General features: G+C 72.7%; 11 protein-coding genes. 6 read left to right on the top strand and 5 right to left on the bottom strand.

Annotated elements, in window-relative coordinates:
- Together QSJ97_RS11860 and lhpI are read right to left on the bottom strand one after the other, a co-directional pair.
- A partial coding sequence (locus QSJ97_RS11860; RefSeq protein WP_285671980.1) for a DEAD/DEAH box helicase occupies positions 1 to 1630 on the bottom strand: 1630 nt, incomplete at its 3' end.
- A gap of 561 nt (positions 1631 to 2191) precedes the next feature.
- A complete protein-coding gene (lhpI, locus tag QSJ97_RS11855; protein WP_285671979.1) occupies positions 2192 to 3901 on the bottom strand; it encodes a cis-3-hydroxy-L-proline dehydratase in 1710 nt (569 codons plus the stop codon).
- A gap of 132 nt (positions 3902 to 4033) precedes the next feature.
- Here lhpI and QSJ97_RS11850 point away from each other — a divergent pair, with 132 nt between their 5' ends.
- The 6 genes from QSJ97_RS11850 (at position 4034) to QSJ97_RS24995 (ending at position 9173) form a co-directional block, all read left to right on the top strand.
- Complete coding sequence (locus QSJ97_RS11850) at positions 4034 to 4846, top strand: transporter substrate-binding domain-containing protein (protein WP_285671978.1); 813 nt, start codon at positions 4034 to 4036, stop codon at positions 4844 to 4846.
- Positions 4847 to 4905: 59 nt separating this feature from the next.
- Positions 4906 to 5568: an amino acid ABC transporter permease gene (locus QSJ97_RS11845; protein WP_285671977.1), complete on the top strand. Its 663-nt coding sequence runs from the start codon at positions 4906 to 4908 to the stop codon at positions 5566 to 5568.
- A gap of 10 nt (positions 5569 to 5578) precedes the next feature.
- Entirely contained in the window at positions 5579 to 6241 is a 663-nt protein-coding gene (locus QSJ97_RS11840; RefSeq protein ID WP_285671976.1) for an amino acid ABC transporter permease, read from the top strand.
- Entirely contained in the window at positions 6238 to 6960 is a 723-nt protein-coding gene (locus QSJ97_RS11835) for an amino acid ABC transporter ATP-binding protein (protein ID WP_285671975.1), read from the top strand. The genes QSJ97_RS11840 and QSJ97_RS11835 overlap by 4 nt, the downstream gene beginning before the upstream one ends.
- Before the next feature lie 9 nt (positions 6961 to 6969).
- Positions 6970 to 8001: a trans-3-hydroxy-L-proline dehydratase gene (locus tag QSJ97_RS11830; RefSeq protein WP_285671974.1), complete on the top strand. Its 1032-nt coding sequence runs from the start codon at positions 6970 to 6972 to the stop codon at positions 7999 to 8001.
- A gap of 179 nt (positions 8002 to 8180) precedes the next feature.
- Positions 8181 to 9173 (top strand): glycosyltransferase family 2 protein, encoded by a 993-nt coding sequence (locus tag QSJ97_RS24995; protein ID WP_352231080.1) that lies wholly within the window; start codon positions 8181 to 8183, stop codon positions 9171 to 9173.
- Between the two features lie 730 nt (positions 9174 to 9903).
- Here QSJ97_RS24995 and QSJ97_RS11815 read toward each other — a convergent pair.
- From QSJ97_RS11815 to QSJ97_RS11805, 3 genes are all read right to left on the bottom strand, one after another.
- Positions 9904 to 10623, bottom strand: a complete 720-nt coding sequence (locus QSJ97_RS11815; RefSeq protein WP_285671972.1) for a class I SAM-dependent methyltransferase — start codon at positions 10621 to 10623, stop codon at positions 9904 to 9906.
- A 10-nt stretch (positions 10624 to 10633) separates the two neighbouring features.
- Positions 10634 to 12154, bottom strand: coding sequence for a lipopolysaccharide biosynthesis protein (locus QSJ97_RS11810; RefSeq protein WP_285671971.1), 1521 nt, complete (start codon positions 12152 to 12154; stop codon positions 10634 to 10636).
- A 1641-nt stretch (positions 12155 to 13795) separates the two neighbouring features.
- The gene (locus QSJ97_RS11805; RefSeq protein ID WP_285671970.1) at positions 13796 to 14011 is read right to left on the bottom strand and encodes a hypothetical protein; all 216 of its coding nucleotides are present in this window, start codon (positions 14009 to 14011) and stop codon (positions 13796 to 13798) included.
- Positions 14012 to 14100 lie beyond the last annotated feature (89 nt).

The following is a 14100-nucleotide window of genomic DNA, read 5'->3' as shown; positions in this document are numbered from 1 at the left end:
CGCGCGCCGGCATGCGATCCCGCGACCGGGGCCCGGGGCGGGGGCGCGGCGACCGGGTCTCGGCCGGCGGGCCGTCGACCCGGCTCAGCGTCGCCCCGTCTTCGACCAGCATCTCCGGCCCGATCGCCGCGAGGAAGCTCTCCACGCTGCTCTGACGGATCTCGACGAAGGACTCCCGGTTGGCCACCCTGATCGCGCCGATGTCGCGGCTGCTGAGGCCCCCCGCCTTGCAGAGCATCGGGATCAGCCGCCGCGGCTCGGCGCGCTGGCTGTGGCCGCCGGACACCGAGAACCAGACGCTCGGGCCGAACTCGGTTCTCGCCTTGGGCTTGGTGTCGAAGCTGGACAGCTCCTCCGGCGCCGAGTGCATGCCGGCGTGGAGCCGCAGGAACCGCGCCGCGATCTGCTCGGGGCCGAACCGTTCGAGCAGGGTGCCGATGGCCTCGCGCTCGGTCTCGGTGATCTCCGCCTCCCAGAGCGGGTCGGACAGCATCCGCTCCTCGTCGCGGGCCCTGACGGCATCGGCGGAGGGCGCGCTGCCCCAGTCTGCCCGGAGCTTCGCGGCGCCCAGGATGCGCTCGGCCTTGCGCCGCGCCGAGGGCGGGACGATCAGCACGCTGACCCCCTTGCGCCCGGCCCGGCCGGTGCGCCCGGACCGGTGCAGCAGCGTCTCCTGGTTGAGCGGCAGTTCCGCATGAACCACCAGGTCGAGATTGGGCAGGTCGATGCCCCGCGCCGCCACATCGGTCGCGACACAGACCCGCGCCCGCCCGTCGCGCATCGCCTGCAGCGCATGGGTGCGTTCGGCCTGCGACAGCTCGCCGGACAGCGCCACGACCGGGAAGCCGCGGTTGGAGAGCCGCGTCGTCAGGCGATTGACCATGGCGCGCGTGTTGACGAAGACGAGCGCGTTCGGCGCCTCGTGAAAGCGCAGCACGTTGATGATCGCGTTCTCGACATCGCGGGCCGGGACCGACATCGCCTGATACTCGATATCGGCATGCTGCGAGGTCTCGGCGGTGGTCGAGATGCGGATGGCATCCCGCTGATACCGCCTGGCAAGCGCGGTGATGGACCTCGGCACCGTGGCCGAGAACATCAGCGTCTGGCGCTCCTCCGGGGCTTCGCCAAGGATGAACTCCAGGTCCTCGCGAAAGCCGAGATCGAGCATCTCGTCCGCCTCGTCGAGGACCACGGCGCGCAGGTCACCAAGATCGATCGACCCGCGGGTGAGGTGGTCGCGCAGGCGTCCGGGCGTCGCCACGACGATATGGGCGCCGCGCTGCAGGCTCCGCCTCTCGTCGCGCATGTCCATGCCGCCGACGCAGGAGGCGATCACGGCACCGGCCTCGGCATAGAGCCAGCTCAGCTCGCGCTTGACCTGCATCGCCAGCTCGCGTGTCGGCGCGAGGATCAGGGCGAGCGGCAGGGCGGCCGGCGGGAAGGTCTCGTCGTCGCCGAGCAGGGTGGGCGCGACCGCCAGCCCGAAGCCCAGGGTCTTGCCCGATCCGGTCTGCGCCGACACGATCAGGTCTGCGCCGATCAGGTCAGGATCCGTGACCTGTTGCTGGACGGCGGTCAGCGAGGCGTAGCCACGGCGATCGAGGGCCTCTGCGAGAGCTTTTTTCACGGTTTCATTTTCTGTTGTTTCGACCCGCCCGGGGGCCCTGCGCACCGGAGCATTCCGGGCGATACGGCCCGGGCGTGCCCGTGCCATGGCAAAGCGATAGGCCGCTCTAGTGCCTTCGCGGGCGATTGTACAGTTCCGGCTCGCCATGAGTATCGGTGCAGGACGGTGCGCGGTGCAGGCGATCCGGCGCGCCGGGCGGGGAGGGGCCATGTCGGCTGCATGGCGGGGCGGTGCCCGTGGATCTGTCCGGCGGGCGGTTCCGGCCCGGCGCCTCGCCGGCGCGGCCCGCAGTGGCAACCGGGCGGGGCGGCACCGCTCCGGGGCCGCTCGATACCCTTCGTGCCGTCCGCCCCAGGCCGGCAGGCACCGCGATGCGGCGGCCAGGTCCGGCCACGCCGACACCCGGGAGGCGGCGCCGCGCTGCCGACAGGCGGGGCCGGCCGCGCGGCGCGGCGCGTGAGTCCGCCCGCAGCTGCCGGTAAGGGTCGGCCAGCCATGATCGGCCCGCAGCCCCCGGCTCTGGCCGCTGGGAGGGGCGCAGGGAGGGCGGTGGCGTCGCCGTCAGGCGGCGAGCCAGTCCGGCGGGGTGCCGTCCGCCATGCCGGTGACGGCGGCCTCGGCGCAGCGGGCGAGGCTGCCGAAGCGCACCTGCCGCCCCGAGAGGCCGGGCGCGTAGTGGGCGTACTTCCCGGAGTTCGTCATCAGCACCCGCGCCGCGGGCGGGAACACCGGCTCGGTGATCGAGCACCAGCAGAGATCCGGGATGATCCGCACCCCGGCCGCCTCGAGCCGGTCGGTCAGCCCCTCGGCGCGGGCCGCCGCCCGGATGGCCTGGCCGAGGGTGACGATGGTCGCCGTCTCCGGGTGGCAGCGCCGGCCCTCGAGCAGCGCCGCGAGGCGCCGGCATTCCTCCAGCGAGGCATGCGGGCTGCCGATGGCGACGAGGTCCACCCGCGCGCCGCCGGTGTTGAGCGCCTGCCAGGCCGCCGCGAGATCGGCCGCGGAGAGCGCCGCGCGGTCGGCATCCGGCGCGGCGGGCGCGTCCGCCTCCGGGGTCTGCCCGGCGACATGCAGCATCGGCGCGGCGGAGGTGGTGCCGAAGGCCGCGCAGAGCGCCTTCAGGTCGTCGCGCGTCGGGGCGGCGGCCTCGAGCCCGACGAGCAGCGGGATCCGGTCCGGCGCGCGCTGCCCGGCGAGCCATCCGAGCATCGGCCAGAAGGCGTCGTCGATCCCCGCCGGCAGCGCGACCTCGATCACCCGCCGCGCCCGGCGGTTCGCCGCGAGATAGACGCCGGCGAGCGGCGCGCGGCCGGTCAGCGCGATGCAGAGATCGAGATAGTCGGGGTGTTTCGCGGTGCGCGCGCCGAGCACGCTGTTGGCGAAGATCACGGCATTGGATTCCGACCAGCCGATGGCCTCGTCCCGCGCCGGCGGGTCCTCGAGCAGATAGGGCGCGCAGGTGAAGGTGGGCCGCGCGCCCATCCGCACATAGGCCTCGGCGAGCCGGCGCGCCTCGCGCCCGAAATCCGGCGCCACGCCGGAGCGCTGCCAGTTCTCGTAGTCGATCGAGATCGCGTTGATCGTGGTCGGGATCGCGACCCGGGCGCCCATCTCCATCATCGTCTCGGCGAAGATCAGGTTTGCCGGGCTGTGCAGGATGCAGCCGTCGATATGCCCGCGGCTGACATCGACGAGCGCCGGCGCGCCCTGCGCCGCGGCCATGGTGCAGAGGATCTCCATGGTCAGCCGGGGGGCGCGGCCGGCCTCGCCCGCGAGCAGCCGGCGGTCGCGGTCGGTCAGCGCCAGCGCGGCGGTGCCGAGCGGCGTGACCGGGAGGTCGAGCCCGGGGCCGGTGATCCGGTCGGCGGCGATGCGCGCCTCGGGCGCCGCCGCCAGCGCGGCGAAGGCGCCGGGCGACAGCCGCAGCACGGGAACGTTCCGGCCGAACATTCGTTCCGCCACGAGCGCGCCGAGCGTGAGAACCTCCTCGTCCTCCCGGAACACCAGCGCCGCCGGGGCATGGCCGTTGAGCGCCAGCTCGAGCAGCACGCCGCTGCCGCTGCAGGAGCCGCGCGAGGTCGGCATCGCGACGATCCGCCCCGCCAGCGCGGCGCCGCAGCGCGGGTGGTGGGCGTCGATGATGCGCCCGGTGGCCGGATCGACGCCGCCCCAGAAGCTCAGGCCCTCGGCGAGATGGAGAACCTCGCCCGCGGCCGTGCCGGGGGCGATGGCCAGCGCCGGCATCCGGGCGGTCTCGGCGGGTGCTGTCATCGGTATCCCTCGCGGCCTCGCCGGGCGCTGCCGCCCCTGCCGCCGCGCCGGTGTCGAGAAAACGATGGCAGCGGCATTGTGCTTCTAGTAGCGTGTCGAACCGCAATTACACGATAATCGACAGGGATCCCAATGAACAAAACGCTTTCCGCCGCGCTCGCCGTGGCAGGTCTCCTCATGGTCGGGACCACCGGTCAGGCACTGGCCGACACGCTCGACGACGTCATCGACCGCGGCACGCTGCGCTGCGGCGTGGTGCTCGATTTCCCGCCGATCGGCTATCGCGACGAGAACAACGAGCCGGCCGGCTTCGACGTCGATTACTGCGCCGATCTCGCGGCCGCGCTCGAGGTCGATCACGAGATCCTGCCGCTGACCTGGGCCGAGCGGCTGCCGGTCATCGTCACCGGCCGCGCCGATGTGGTGTTCGGCGCCACCTCCGACACGCTGGCGCGGGCCAAGACGGTCGGCTTCACGATCCCCTACGCGATCTACTACGCGCAGGGCGTGGTGCATGTGGACAGCGGCATCGAGAGCTTCGAGGACATGCGCGGCAAGCGCGTCGCCGCCGCCGTCGGCACGGTGCCGGAGCAGGAATGGCTGAAGATCGCCGCGGAATGGGGCGAGGAGGGCAACTACCAGGGCTATCAGTCGGAGAACGAGGTGTTCCTCGCGGTGGCGCAGGGCAAGGCGGATATCGGCATCACCACCAACACCGCGGTGAAGCCGATCACCGAGCAGTACGACACCATCAGGCCCGGCCCGCGGATGCCCTGGACCACCGACTACACCTCGGTGGTGGCCAAGCGCACCGATGTGAGCTGGCTCAACTATCTCAACCTCTTCGTCACGCACCAGGTCCGCTCCGGGCGCTATCAGGAGCTCTGGGGCAAGTATGTCGGCGGCGACGCCCCGGAGCTGCGCATCCCCGGCGTGATGTACTGACCCTGAAGGCATGAGACGGCCCCGCCCGGGCAAGGGGCGGGGCCGGCGGGGCCCGCAGAATGTTCGACTACAACTTCCATTGGCGGCCGGTCATCAAGAGCCTGCCGGAGCTGCTCGAGGCCGGCCTCGTCACGCTGCAGGTGGCCGCGCTGTCGATGGTCATCGGCATCGTCATCGGGCTCGGGCTGGCGCTGGCGCGGCTGCACCTGCGCGGCCCGCTGCGCTGGCTCGCCACCGCCTGGGTCGAGATCGCGCGCAACACGCCGGCGCTGTTCCAGCTCTTCTTCTTCGGCTTCGGCATGGGCGCCTGGGGCATCCATCTCTCGCCCTTCCTGATCGTGCTGGCCGGGCTCAGCTTCAACAATGCGGGTTATCTGGCGGAGAATTTCCGCGGCGGCTTCCAGGCGGTGCCGGAGACCCAGCTCCGCGCCGCCCGCAGCCTCGGGATGACGGTCTGGCAGGCCTATACCCGCATCGTGATCCCGCAGGTCTTCCGCATCGTCTACTACCCGCTGACCAACCAGATGGTCTGGGCCGTGCTGATGAGCTCGCTCGGCATGCTGGTGGGCTTCCGCGAGCTCTCGGGCGAGACGCAGTTCTTCGCCAGCCGGACCTACCGGATCTTCGAGTATTTCGCGGTGACCGCGATCATCTACTACGTGATCGTCAAGATCATCCTCGGAGCCTCGCGCCTCGCGGCGTGGCGGCTGTTCCGCTACTGAGGGGGGGGGCATGGAGCCTGCGATCAGTTTCTTCTCCGGCTTCCGGGCCGCCGATCTGTGGTTCATGGCCGAGGCGGCCTGGCGCACGCTGCTGATCTCGGGGGTCTCCATCGTCATCGGCAGCCTGCTCGGCATCCTGTTCGGCTGGATGCTGCACGAGGGGCGCCTGCTGGCCAGCCTGACCCTGGCGCCGCTGCTCGACGTCTTCCGCTCGGTGCCGCTGATCATCCAGCTCGTGCTGTTCTACAACTTCGCGCCGATCGCCGGGCTCTCGCTCGACCCCTTCGCCTCCGGTGCCGTGGTGCTGACGCTCTACTGCGCCTCGCTGGTGGCCAACGTGGCGCGCGGCGGGATCGCCGCCGTCGGCCAGCCGATGCGCCGCGCCGCGCGCTCGCTCGGCATGACCTACTGGCAGGACATGCGCCATGTCGTGCTGCCGATCGGCGGGCGGGCGGTGTTCCCCTCCTGGGTCGGCGTCGCGCTCGGGGTGATGAAGGACAGCGCGCTGGTCTCGGTGCTCGGCTATGTGGAGCTGCTGAAGGCGAGCCAGATCCTCATCACCCGCACGCAGGAGCCGTTCATGATCCTCACCCTGGCCGGCGCGTTCTACTTCGCGCTCTCCTATCCGATCTCGCGCTATTCCGCGCGGCTCGAGGCGCGGTGGGCGCAATGATCGAGATCCGCGGGCTGCACAAGTATTTCGGCGAGCTGCACGTGCTGAAGGGCATCGACCTCGACGTGCACAACGGCGAGGTGCTCTCGGTGATCGGCGCCTCCGGTTCGGGCAAGTCGACGCTGCTCTACTGCATCAACGGGCTCGAGCCGATCCAGCAGGGCCGGATCGAGGTCGATGGCACGGATGTCCATGCCCGCGGCACCGATCTCAACGCGCTGCGCCAGAAGCTCGGCATGGTGTTCCAGCAGTGGAACAGCTTTCCCCACCTGACCGCGCTCGAGAACGTCGCGCTGGCGCCGCGCATCGTGCGCGGGCTGCCGCGGGCCGAGGCGCGGGAGGTGGCCGAGCGCCAGCTCCGCCATGTCGGCCTCGGCGACAAGCTCGACGTCTATCCCAAGGCGCTCTCGGGCGGGCAGCAGCAGCGCCTCGCGATCGCCCGCGCGCTGGCGATGGAGCCGCGCTACATGCTGTTCGACGAGGCGACCTCGGCGCTCGATCCGGAGCTGGTCGGCGAGGTGCTCGACACCATGCGCCTGCTCGCCGAGGAGGGCATGACGATGATCTGCGTGACCCACGAGATGGGCTTCGCGCGCGACGTCTCCGACCGGGTCGCCTTCTTCCACCAGGGCGTGATCGAGGAGATCGGCCCGCCGGCGGAGATCTTCGGCGCGCCGGCCTCGGAGCATCTCCGCAAGTTTCTCGCCAAGATCCGCTGAGGGGGCGCGATGCGCAGCACCAAGGTCATCCATGTCGTCTCGGCCCATGCGGAAGGGGAGGTCGGCGACGTGATCGTCGGCGGCGTGGCGCCGCCGCCCGGGGCGACGCTCTGGGACCAGCGCCGCTGGATCGCCGAGGACGAGACCCTGCGCAACTTCGTGCTCAACGAGCCCCGCGGCGGCGTCTTCCGCCATGTCAACCTGCTGGTGCCGCCGAAGCATCCGGAGGCGCAGGCCGGCTTCATCATCATGGAACCGGCGGACACGCCGCCGATGTCGGGCTCCAACTCGATCTGCGTCGCCACCGTGCTGCTCGATACCGGGCTGGTGGCGATGCAGGAGCCGGTGACCGAGATGGTGCTGGAGGCGCCGGGCGGGCTGGTGCGGGTGCGCGCCGCGTGCCGGGCCGGCAAGGCGGAGCGGATCTCGGTGGAGAACCTGCCCTCCTTCGCCTGCCGCACCGATGCCGCGCTCGAGGTCGAGGGGCTGGGCACGCTGGCCGTCGACACCGCCTATGGCGGCGACAGCTTCGTGGTGGTGGATGCAGCGGCGCTCGGCCTCGCGCTCGATGCCGGCGAGGCGCGCGAGCTGGCCGAGCTCGGGATGCGGATCACCGCCGCCGCCAATGCGCAGCTCGCCTTCGAGCACCCCGAGCGGGCGGACTGGCGGCACCATTCCTTCTGCCTCTTCGCCGGCCCGATCGCGCGGGAGGGCGGGGCGCTGCGGGCGCGCTCGGCGGTCTCGGTCCGCCCCGGCAAGATCGACCGCTCGCCGACCGGCACGGCGGTCTCGGCGCGCATGGCGCTGCTGCATGCGCGCGGGCAGATGGCGATCGGCGAGCGGCTGACCGCGGTCTCGATCATCGGCTCGGAGTTCGAGGGCCGGATCCTCGGCACCGCGGCGGTCGGCGGGCGCCCGGCGATCCGCCCCGAGATCAGCGGCCGGGCCTGGATCACCGGCACGCACCAGCACATGCTCGACCCCGATGACCCCTGGCCGGCGGGCTATCGCCTGTCCGACACTTGGCCGCGCTACGCCTAGCCGCGCGGCCCGGCGGCCGGAGCGCCGGGCCGTGGGCATGCCGGCCCGGCGGCGCGGCGGCAGCCCGGGCTTGGTGTTCCGGCGGCCGGGATGATATCCAGCCAAGTTCCTGATCGTGGACCGCCGCCCCGGCCGGCGCCGCAGGACATGACGGGCGAGCAAGCGGGAGGGCGAGGCCGATGGCGAAGGTCGGAATTGTGATGCGCACCAGGGATCGCCCGGCGACGCTGGCGCGGGCGCTGCACAGCGTGCAGGCGCAGGGCTTCGGCGACTGGCGCATCGCGCTGGTCAACGACGGCGGCGACGGCGCGGCGCTCGAGGCCTATGTCGATCGCGAGGCGCCCGGCATCCGGGAGCGGCTGGAGATCACCCATCATGCCGAGCCGCGGGGCCGCTGGGCCGCGGCCAAGGCCGGGGTGCGGGCGCTCGACTGCGCGTATCTGGTGCTGCTCGACGATGACGACAGCTGGTCGCCGCGCTTTCTCGAGACCGCGGCATCGGCGCTCGACGCCGCCGGGCCGGGCATCGGCGGGGTCTGCTGCCGGGTCGTCGAGATCTTCGAGACCATCGGGAACGGCGCCATCGTCACGCGGCGGCAGACGCCCTACAACCCGGAGCTGACGGCCATCGGCATCGCCAACATGGCGCAGTACAACCTCATCGTGCCGAACAGCTTCCTCTACCGGAGCACGCTGCACGACGAACTCGGGCTCTATGACGAGACGCTGCCCGTGCTGGGCGACTGGGACTTCTACCTTCGGGTGATCCGCCATCACGACATCCGCCTGCTCGAGGAGGCGCTCGCCTTCTGGCACAAGCGGCTCGCCGCCGGCCCGGACAGCTATGCCAACAGCGTGACCGGCGGCGTGAAGCTGCATCACGAGACCGCCGCGCGGCGAGAAGCTGTTTCTCGCCCGGCGCCCGGGGCGATAGCCGGGCGTCAGCCGGCCCGGCCCCGGATCAGCCGGTTCAGCAGCCCGGCCGCCAGCCGCCGGCCGACCAGGCGGGAGCGGCGCAGCTGGGCCACGGCACGGGGCAGGCTCGCGGCCGCGGGATCGACGATGCGCATCTCGGCGAAGCTGAGGACCGGCTTGCCGCTCAGCCGGGCGATCTCGGCGGCTTGCTCGGGGTCGCTCTCGACGAACAGCCGCGTCACCGGGTCCGATGCGTAGATCCGCGCCTTGAAGGGCGCATGCATCCGGCCCTCGCGGCGTTCCTCGGCGGTGGTGTCCTCGAGCATGTCCAGCCGCTCGTAGGCGATGCCGTGGCGGGCGAGCCAGGCCTCGGTCTCGGCCCGGTAGGTGCCGAGCCGGGCGGTGACGATCCGCCGGAGCGGCTGGCCCGGGCGCCGCAGCGGCGCGACATCGCGCAGGAAGGCGCGGTAGCGCGGGCCGTCGTCGTTCTCGGCCCCGGACGGGTCGCGGCAGAAGATGCCGTCGAGATCGAAGCAGCCCTCGGCGCAGACCCAGGAGTTGAACAGGTTCCACTCGAAGATCCGCGGCATCGGGCAGACGTCGAAATGGATGTCGACGAAGGCGCGCGCCGGCGGGCTCGCGATCACCGCGAGCACCAGCGGCTCGAGATCCGGCCGCGCCGCCGCCACCCGCGCCTTCGCGGCGGCGATGCTCTGCCCGCTGGTCACGCTGTCGTCCACCAGCAGGACCCGGCGCACCGTGGCCAGGTCGGCGATCCGGCGGCCGAGCGGCCGGGTGGTGCCCTGGCCCGGCAGCCGGCCTGCGAGAAAGCTCTCGAGATCGAGCAGCGGCCTGTCCATGAGCAGCGCGATCATCGTCGCCGGCAGCATGCCGCTGCGCGGGATGCCGATGACGAGCTCGATGTCCTCCGGCAGCGCCGGGACATGGCGCCGGGTGATCTCGACCAGCTCGGCCAGGCTGCGGAAATTCATCGCCGGATGCCGGTGACGCCGAGGTTGATCCAGCCGTGATCGTATCCGCGCACGGCCTCGCGCGGCAGGCGCCGGCAGGCCTCGAACCCGGCATCCTGCAGCAGCCGGGTCAGGTAGCGCTCCGAGAACAGCCCGAGATGCCAGTTGAAATGGCCCGGCGTGCCGCGCCCGTCGCCATAGGAGAAGATCCGCCCGCAGGCCCAGACCGCCGGATCGCGGCCGGGGTTGAAGCGGTACCAGCCGTCCCGGTGGATCGGATCGGGCCGGCCGTCCTCGGCATCGACGAAGGCGCGCGCGATCTCGAGCCCGTTCGGCACCCAGATCTCGACCGCGCCGCCGGGGCGCAGCACCCGGTGCCACTCGGCCAGCACACCGGGCACCAGATACCAGGGCACATGCTCGAGCACATGGCTGGCATAGAGGGTCTCGAAGGTCGCATCGGGGAAAGGCAGGCCGCCGACCACGTCGTGGACATAGTCGACGCCGGGGCTCCAGACGATGTTGATCGCCTCGAACCCCTCGATCGGGCGATCGCCCGGCCCGATCTCGAGCCGGCGCGCCGTGCGGCGGGCGTTGCGCGCGCGGTTGACCGCGTTGAGGCCGAGCCGGTGCACCAGGCCGAAGCTGCGCCGGCGCAGGCCGAGCAGCCCGTGATAGACCGGCCGCAGGAGCCGCTTCCAGCGTGGCTCCGGCTGCCTCTCCAGCGCTGCATGCATCGCTCGCCTCCTACCCCCCGCCGCCGCGCAGCAGCGACACCAATTCGGCCATGCGCCGGATCGTCCTGCGATCGAGCGCATATGTGAAGCCCAAATAGAGCAGCACGAAGACCCCGGCACCGAGCAGCGCCGGGCCGAACGCCTCCGCCGGGGCGGCGGGCAGCAGCAGGCGCACCGCGAGATAGGCGGCAAGCGCGCCCGCCAGCGGCGGCGCCAGCGCCCGGCGCACCGGCGCCAGCCCGAAGCCGAGACCGCGCGCCGCGAACACGAGGCAGACCGGCGTCAGCAGGCAGATGCTCACCGCATAGCCCGTCGCCACCCCGACCGCGCCGAAGGGCAGCCCGGCGAGCATCGCGAGGACCATGAGCGGGATCGACCCGGCCGCCCAGCGCAGCATCGCCCGCGTCGCGCCGCGCGAGACCCAGAGCCAGCCGACCGAGCTCATCACCGGCTGCGCCAGGATGCAGAGCGAAAGCCGCGCGAAGATCTCCGAGGCCGGGTCCCAGCCGGGCCCGAACAGCAGGCGCACGATCTGCGGCGCGAGCAGCGCGAGCAGGATGGCGACGGGCGCCGCGACGAGCATCACGCCGCCGATCGCCCGGCAATAGAGCCGGAGCCAGGCCGCGGGGTCGTGCTTGATCCGGCTGAGAGCGGCAATCGCCACCGCGCCGATCGGCCCGCTGAGCAGCCGGATCGGCAGCATCATCAGCGCATAGGCGCGGTTGTAGAAGCCGAGATCCACCGCCCCCCAGCGCCAGCCGATCAGCAGGTCGTCGACCTGGCGGTGGATCTGGTTGAGGATCTGGAAGCCGGTCATGTCGAGCCCGAAGAGCAGCGCGCTGCGGGCCCCGCGCCAGTCGCGCACCCGCCCGGGCCGCCAGGGACAGGCCAGCCAGAGCAGCGCCGAGCCGAGCCCGGCGGCGATCAGGGGCTGCGCCGCCAGCGCCCAGTAGCCGGCCCCGCCGAGCGCGAGGCCGACCGCCGCCGCCGCTCCGACGGCCTGGGCGGCCAGGGCGGTGCCCTCGAGCGCGCCGAAGCGCATCCCGCGCTGCAACAGGGCGGCATGCTGCCGGCCGGCGGCCTCGAGCGGCAGGACCACGGCCAGCACCATCATGAGCGGGACCAGCCGCGGCTCGCCGAACATCCGGCCGACCAGCGGGCTCGCCGCGATCAGCAGCGCCATGGCGGCAAGCCCGCCGGCGAGATTGCAGCCGAAGAGCGCGCTCGCCAGGCTGTGGGTCAGCCGGTCGCGCTGCACCGCGGCGGCCGACAGGCCCAGATCGGTGAACATCGCGAGCAGTCCGGTACAGGCCAGCGCCATCGCCGCGAGGCCGAAATCGGCCGGTGCGAGCAGCCGGGCGAGGATCGCCATGGCGGCGATCTGCACCGCCATCCGCGCGGTCTGCGCGGAGACGGCGATGAGGCTCCCCCTGGCCGCATGCCGGCCGAGGCCCGCGAGCAGGTGATCGGTCTCGAAGACCTGCCGGCCGGCGCGGCCGGGGGGCGGTTCTGGCGGCTCGCCGCTGCTCATGCGGAACCGTGCATCCTTTCTGCGGGCCGGCGAGAGGCGCCCGCGGCATCGCCCGATCTGGTTTCGGCCGGACGGCGCCCGGCGCCCGTCCGGGCCCGGCGGCGACCCGCATCTCGGGGCACCAGCTTCGCCGCATAATCGCAACGGGCGGAACGGTCCAGCCGCTTGGGCACCGTGATGGCGGGCAAGGCAGTGGCCGGGCGACGCTCCGCGGGGCGACAGGGGCGCCCCCGGGCCGGCCGCTTCCGGCGCCGGCCGCGCTCGTGCCGGGCCGTGGCGGCCCTGCCGTTCGGGGCCCGGCATGCCGAGCTGCCGGCGTGCAGCCGGGCAGAACCGATCCTCCCGGCCAGCGCCCGGCGCGTGCTCACGGCGCCGCGGCCCCCGTTGCGGGAGGGGAAGCGGCCGTCCCCCCGGCTGCGACGGCAACCCCGAGACATCCGCCCCGCGCAGGCCCGGCAGCTCGGCGGGGACCGAAGGCCGCCGCGGCATCGGACGGCCGTGGTCTCCGGCGCAAGCCGAGGTCCTCGAGACGGCCGGGCAGATCCAGTCCGGGATGAGCGACGCGCGCGCGGGCGCCGCAGCGCGAGGGCATGGCGGCGCGCCGGCGCATGGCGGCGCACCCGCGCATGGCGGCGCACCGGCGCATGGCGGCACACCGATTGCCCGCCTTCAGAGGGGCCCCGCTTGCAATTTGGCCTTGGCCCGCCAGAAGCCCGGACAGCGAGCGCGTACGACCGCGCCGCGCGTTCGCCTCGACCGGCGCCCCGGCGACCGGCCACACAGCGTGAACGCCACCCCCGCCGCCCGCTGCGAGAACCGCGAGACGGTGGCCCCCCAAACCCTCTGCGACGGCAGCTCCGACAGAGGCATCCGCAAGAGGAACCGCGCGTCCTGCGCAGTCATCGTCCGATCGCGGCCCTGCCTTGCGAGATGCTGGGGGGAGCCGGAGCTCTGGGCAGGGAGGCGTTGGACGGATGCGGCTTTCATGGGCTCCGGGGTTTCGGGTGTCCCTGGGGCCGCGCGGAGGGTCAGGGCGGGCGTGCCGCAGTGGCAGTTGGCCCGGCCTGCCGACGGGGCCGGACCAGTCATGCACCAGGGCGGAGCGGTCCGGGGACAAGGCCAAGGCGGCGATCTCGGCGGAGTGGCCGGTGGGCGGGCTCCAGGCGGCGCGCTCACGAAGGCGGATGTCCTGCTGCGCCCCGAGATCGGCGCACAGCAGCGTCCCGCCCGGCAGCGCAAGGTGCACCGGTTGCGCCGGGCGCGTACGCCCGGCCAAGGGCAGGGCTGCGTGCGCCAGCCAGCGATCGAATGATCCGTCAGCGCCGGCGCGTGGGTGCCCGCTCGTGGACGGAACCGCCACGACCCGGCACGAGGCACGCCGCGCGGCGCGTGCCGCCGCTACTGGCCTCGCGGGACAGGCATACGCCGACGCGCCGGGGCGGGCCCGCCCACCGCTCGGAGACCGCCGCATCGAGACCGTACCGGCACAGGCCTCATCGGGGCCGCGACCCCCGGCCTCCTTGCGAGAGGCGACGCCGGCAGCGCGACCGGTGACGAGGCCCGCCAGCCGGCACCCCGCCCACCCTTCGCCGCAACCGTAGAGCGCGACGCCGCAATCCCCCATCCGCCCAGCTGAGGCTGTCAGACATATTCTCGACGGCCGCAGGGAGACCGGGCGCGGGTGCAGGCCTGCATCGGTCGGCGGCCATGGGCCGGGTCGCGAAGGCCGGTGATTGTGATCTTCGATGGACGGTTGGCGAGGCGGATCCAGGCGTCGCGGGACGGGGCATCATGGCTCCTGAAGCCACAGTTCGGGAGCCGCGTCTTGCGGTCGGACTGCTGAATGGTCTCGGCCATGTTCGGCTCCGGCGGGCGGACGCACAGGCGCGACGACGGCCCGGTTGGGGACGCCCACATGGTGGTTGCCGAGGGCGAGCCGGGCGCCG

It is taken from the genome of Paralimibaculum aggregatum (genome assembly GCF_030270585.1).
Lineage (GTDB): Bacteria > Pseudomonadota > Alphaproteobacteria > Rhodobacterales > Rhodobacteraceae > Thermohalobaculum > Thermohalobaculum aggregatum.
Note: the sequence above shows the minus strand (reverse complement) of the source record. Positions and strands in the feature narration are given on the sequence as shown.

What these genes read in the sequence shown, in the direction of transcription:
- lhpI (WP_285671979.1), bottom strand. Translation starts at nt 3,901, where the DNA reads ATGACAGCACCCGCCGAGACCGCCCGGATGCCGGCGCTGGCCATCGCC.
- QSJ97_RS11850 (WP_285671978.1), top strand. Translation starts at nt 4,034, where the DNA reads ATGAACAAAACGCTTTCCGCCGCGCTCGCCGTGGCAGGTCTCCTCATG.
- QSJ97_RS11845 (WP_285671977.1), top strand. Translation starts at nt 4,906, where the DNA reads ATGTTCGACTACAACTTCCATTGGCGGCCGGTCATCAAGAGCCTGCCG.
- QSJ97_RS11840 (WP_285671976.1), top strand. Translation starts at nt 5,579, where the DNA reads ATGGAGCCTGCGATCAGTTTCTTCTCCGGCTTCCGGGCCGCCGATCTG.
- QSJ97_RS11835 (WP_285671975.1), top strand. Translation starts at nt 6,238, where the DNA reads ATGATCGAGATCCGCGGGCTGCACAAGTATTTCGGCGAGCTGCACGTG.
- QSJ97_RS11830 (WP_285671974.1), top strand. Translation starts at nt 6,970, where the DNA reads ATGCGCAGCACCAAGGTCATCCATGTCGTCTCGGCCCATGCGGAAGGG.
- QSJ97_RS24995 (WP_352231080.1), top strand. Translation starts at nt 8,181, where the DNA reads ATGGCGAAGGTCGGAATTGTGATGCGCACCAGGGATCGCCCGGCGACG.
- QSJ97_RS11815 (WP_285671972.1), bottom strand. Translation starts at nt 10,623, where the DNA reads ATGCATGCAGCGCTGGAGAGGCAGCCGGAGCCACGCTGGAAGCGGCTC.
- QSJ97_RS11810 (WP_285671971.1), bottom strand. Translation starts at nt 12,154, where the DNA reads ATGAGCAGCGGCGAGCCGCCAGAACCGCCCCCCGGCCGCGCCGGCCGG.
- QSJ97_RS11805 (WP_285671970.1), bottom strand. Translation starts at nt 14,011, where the DNA reads ATGGCCGAGACCATTCAGCAGTCCGACCGCAAGACGCGGCTCCCGAAC.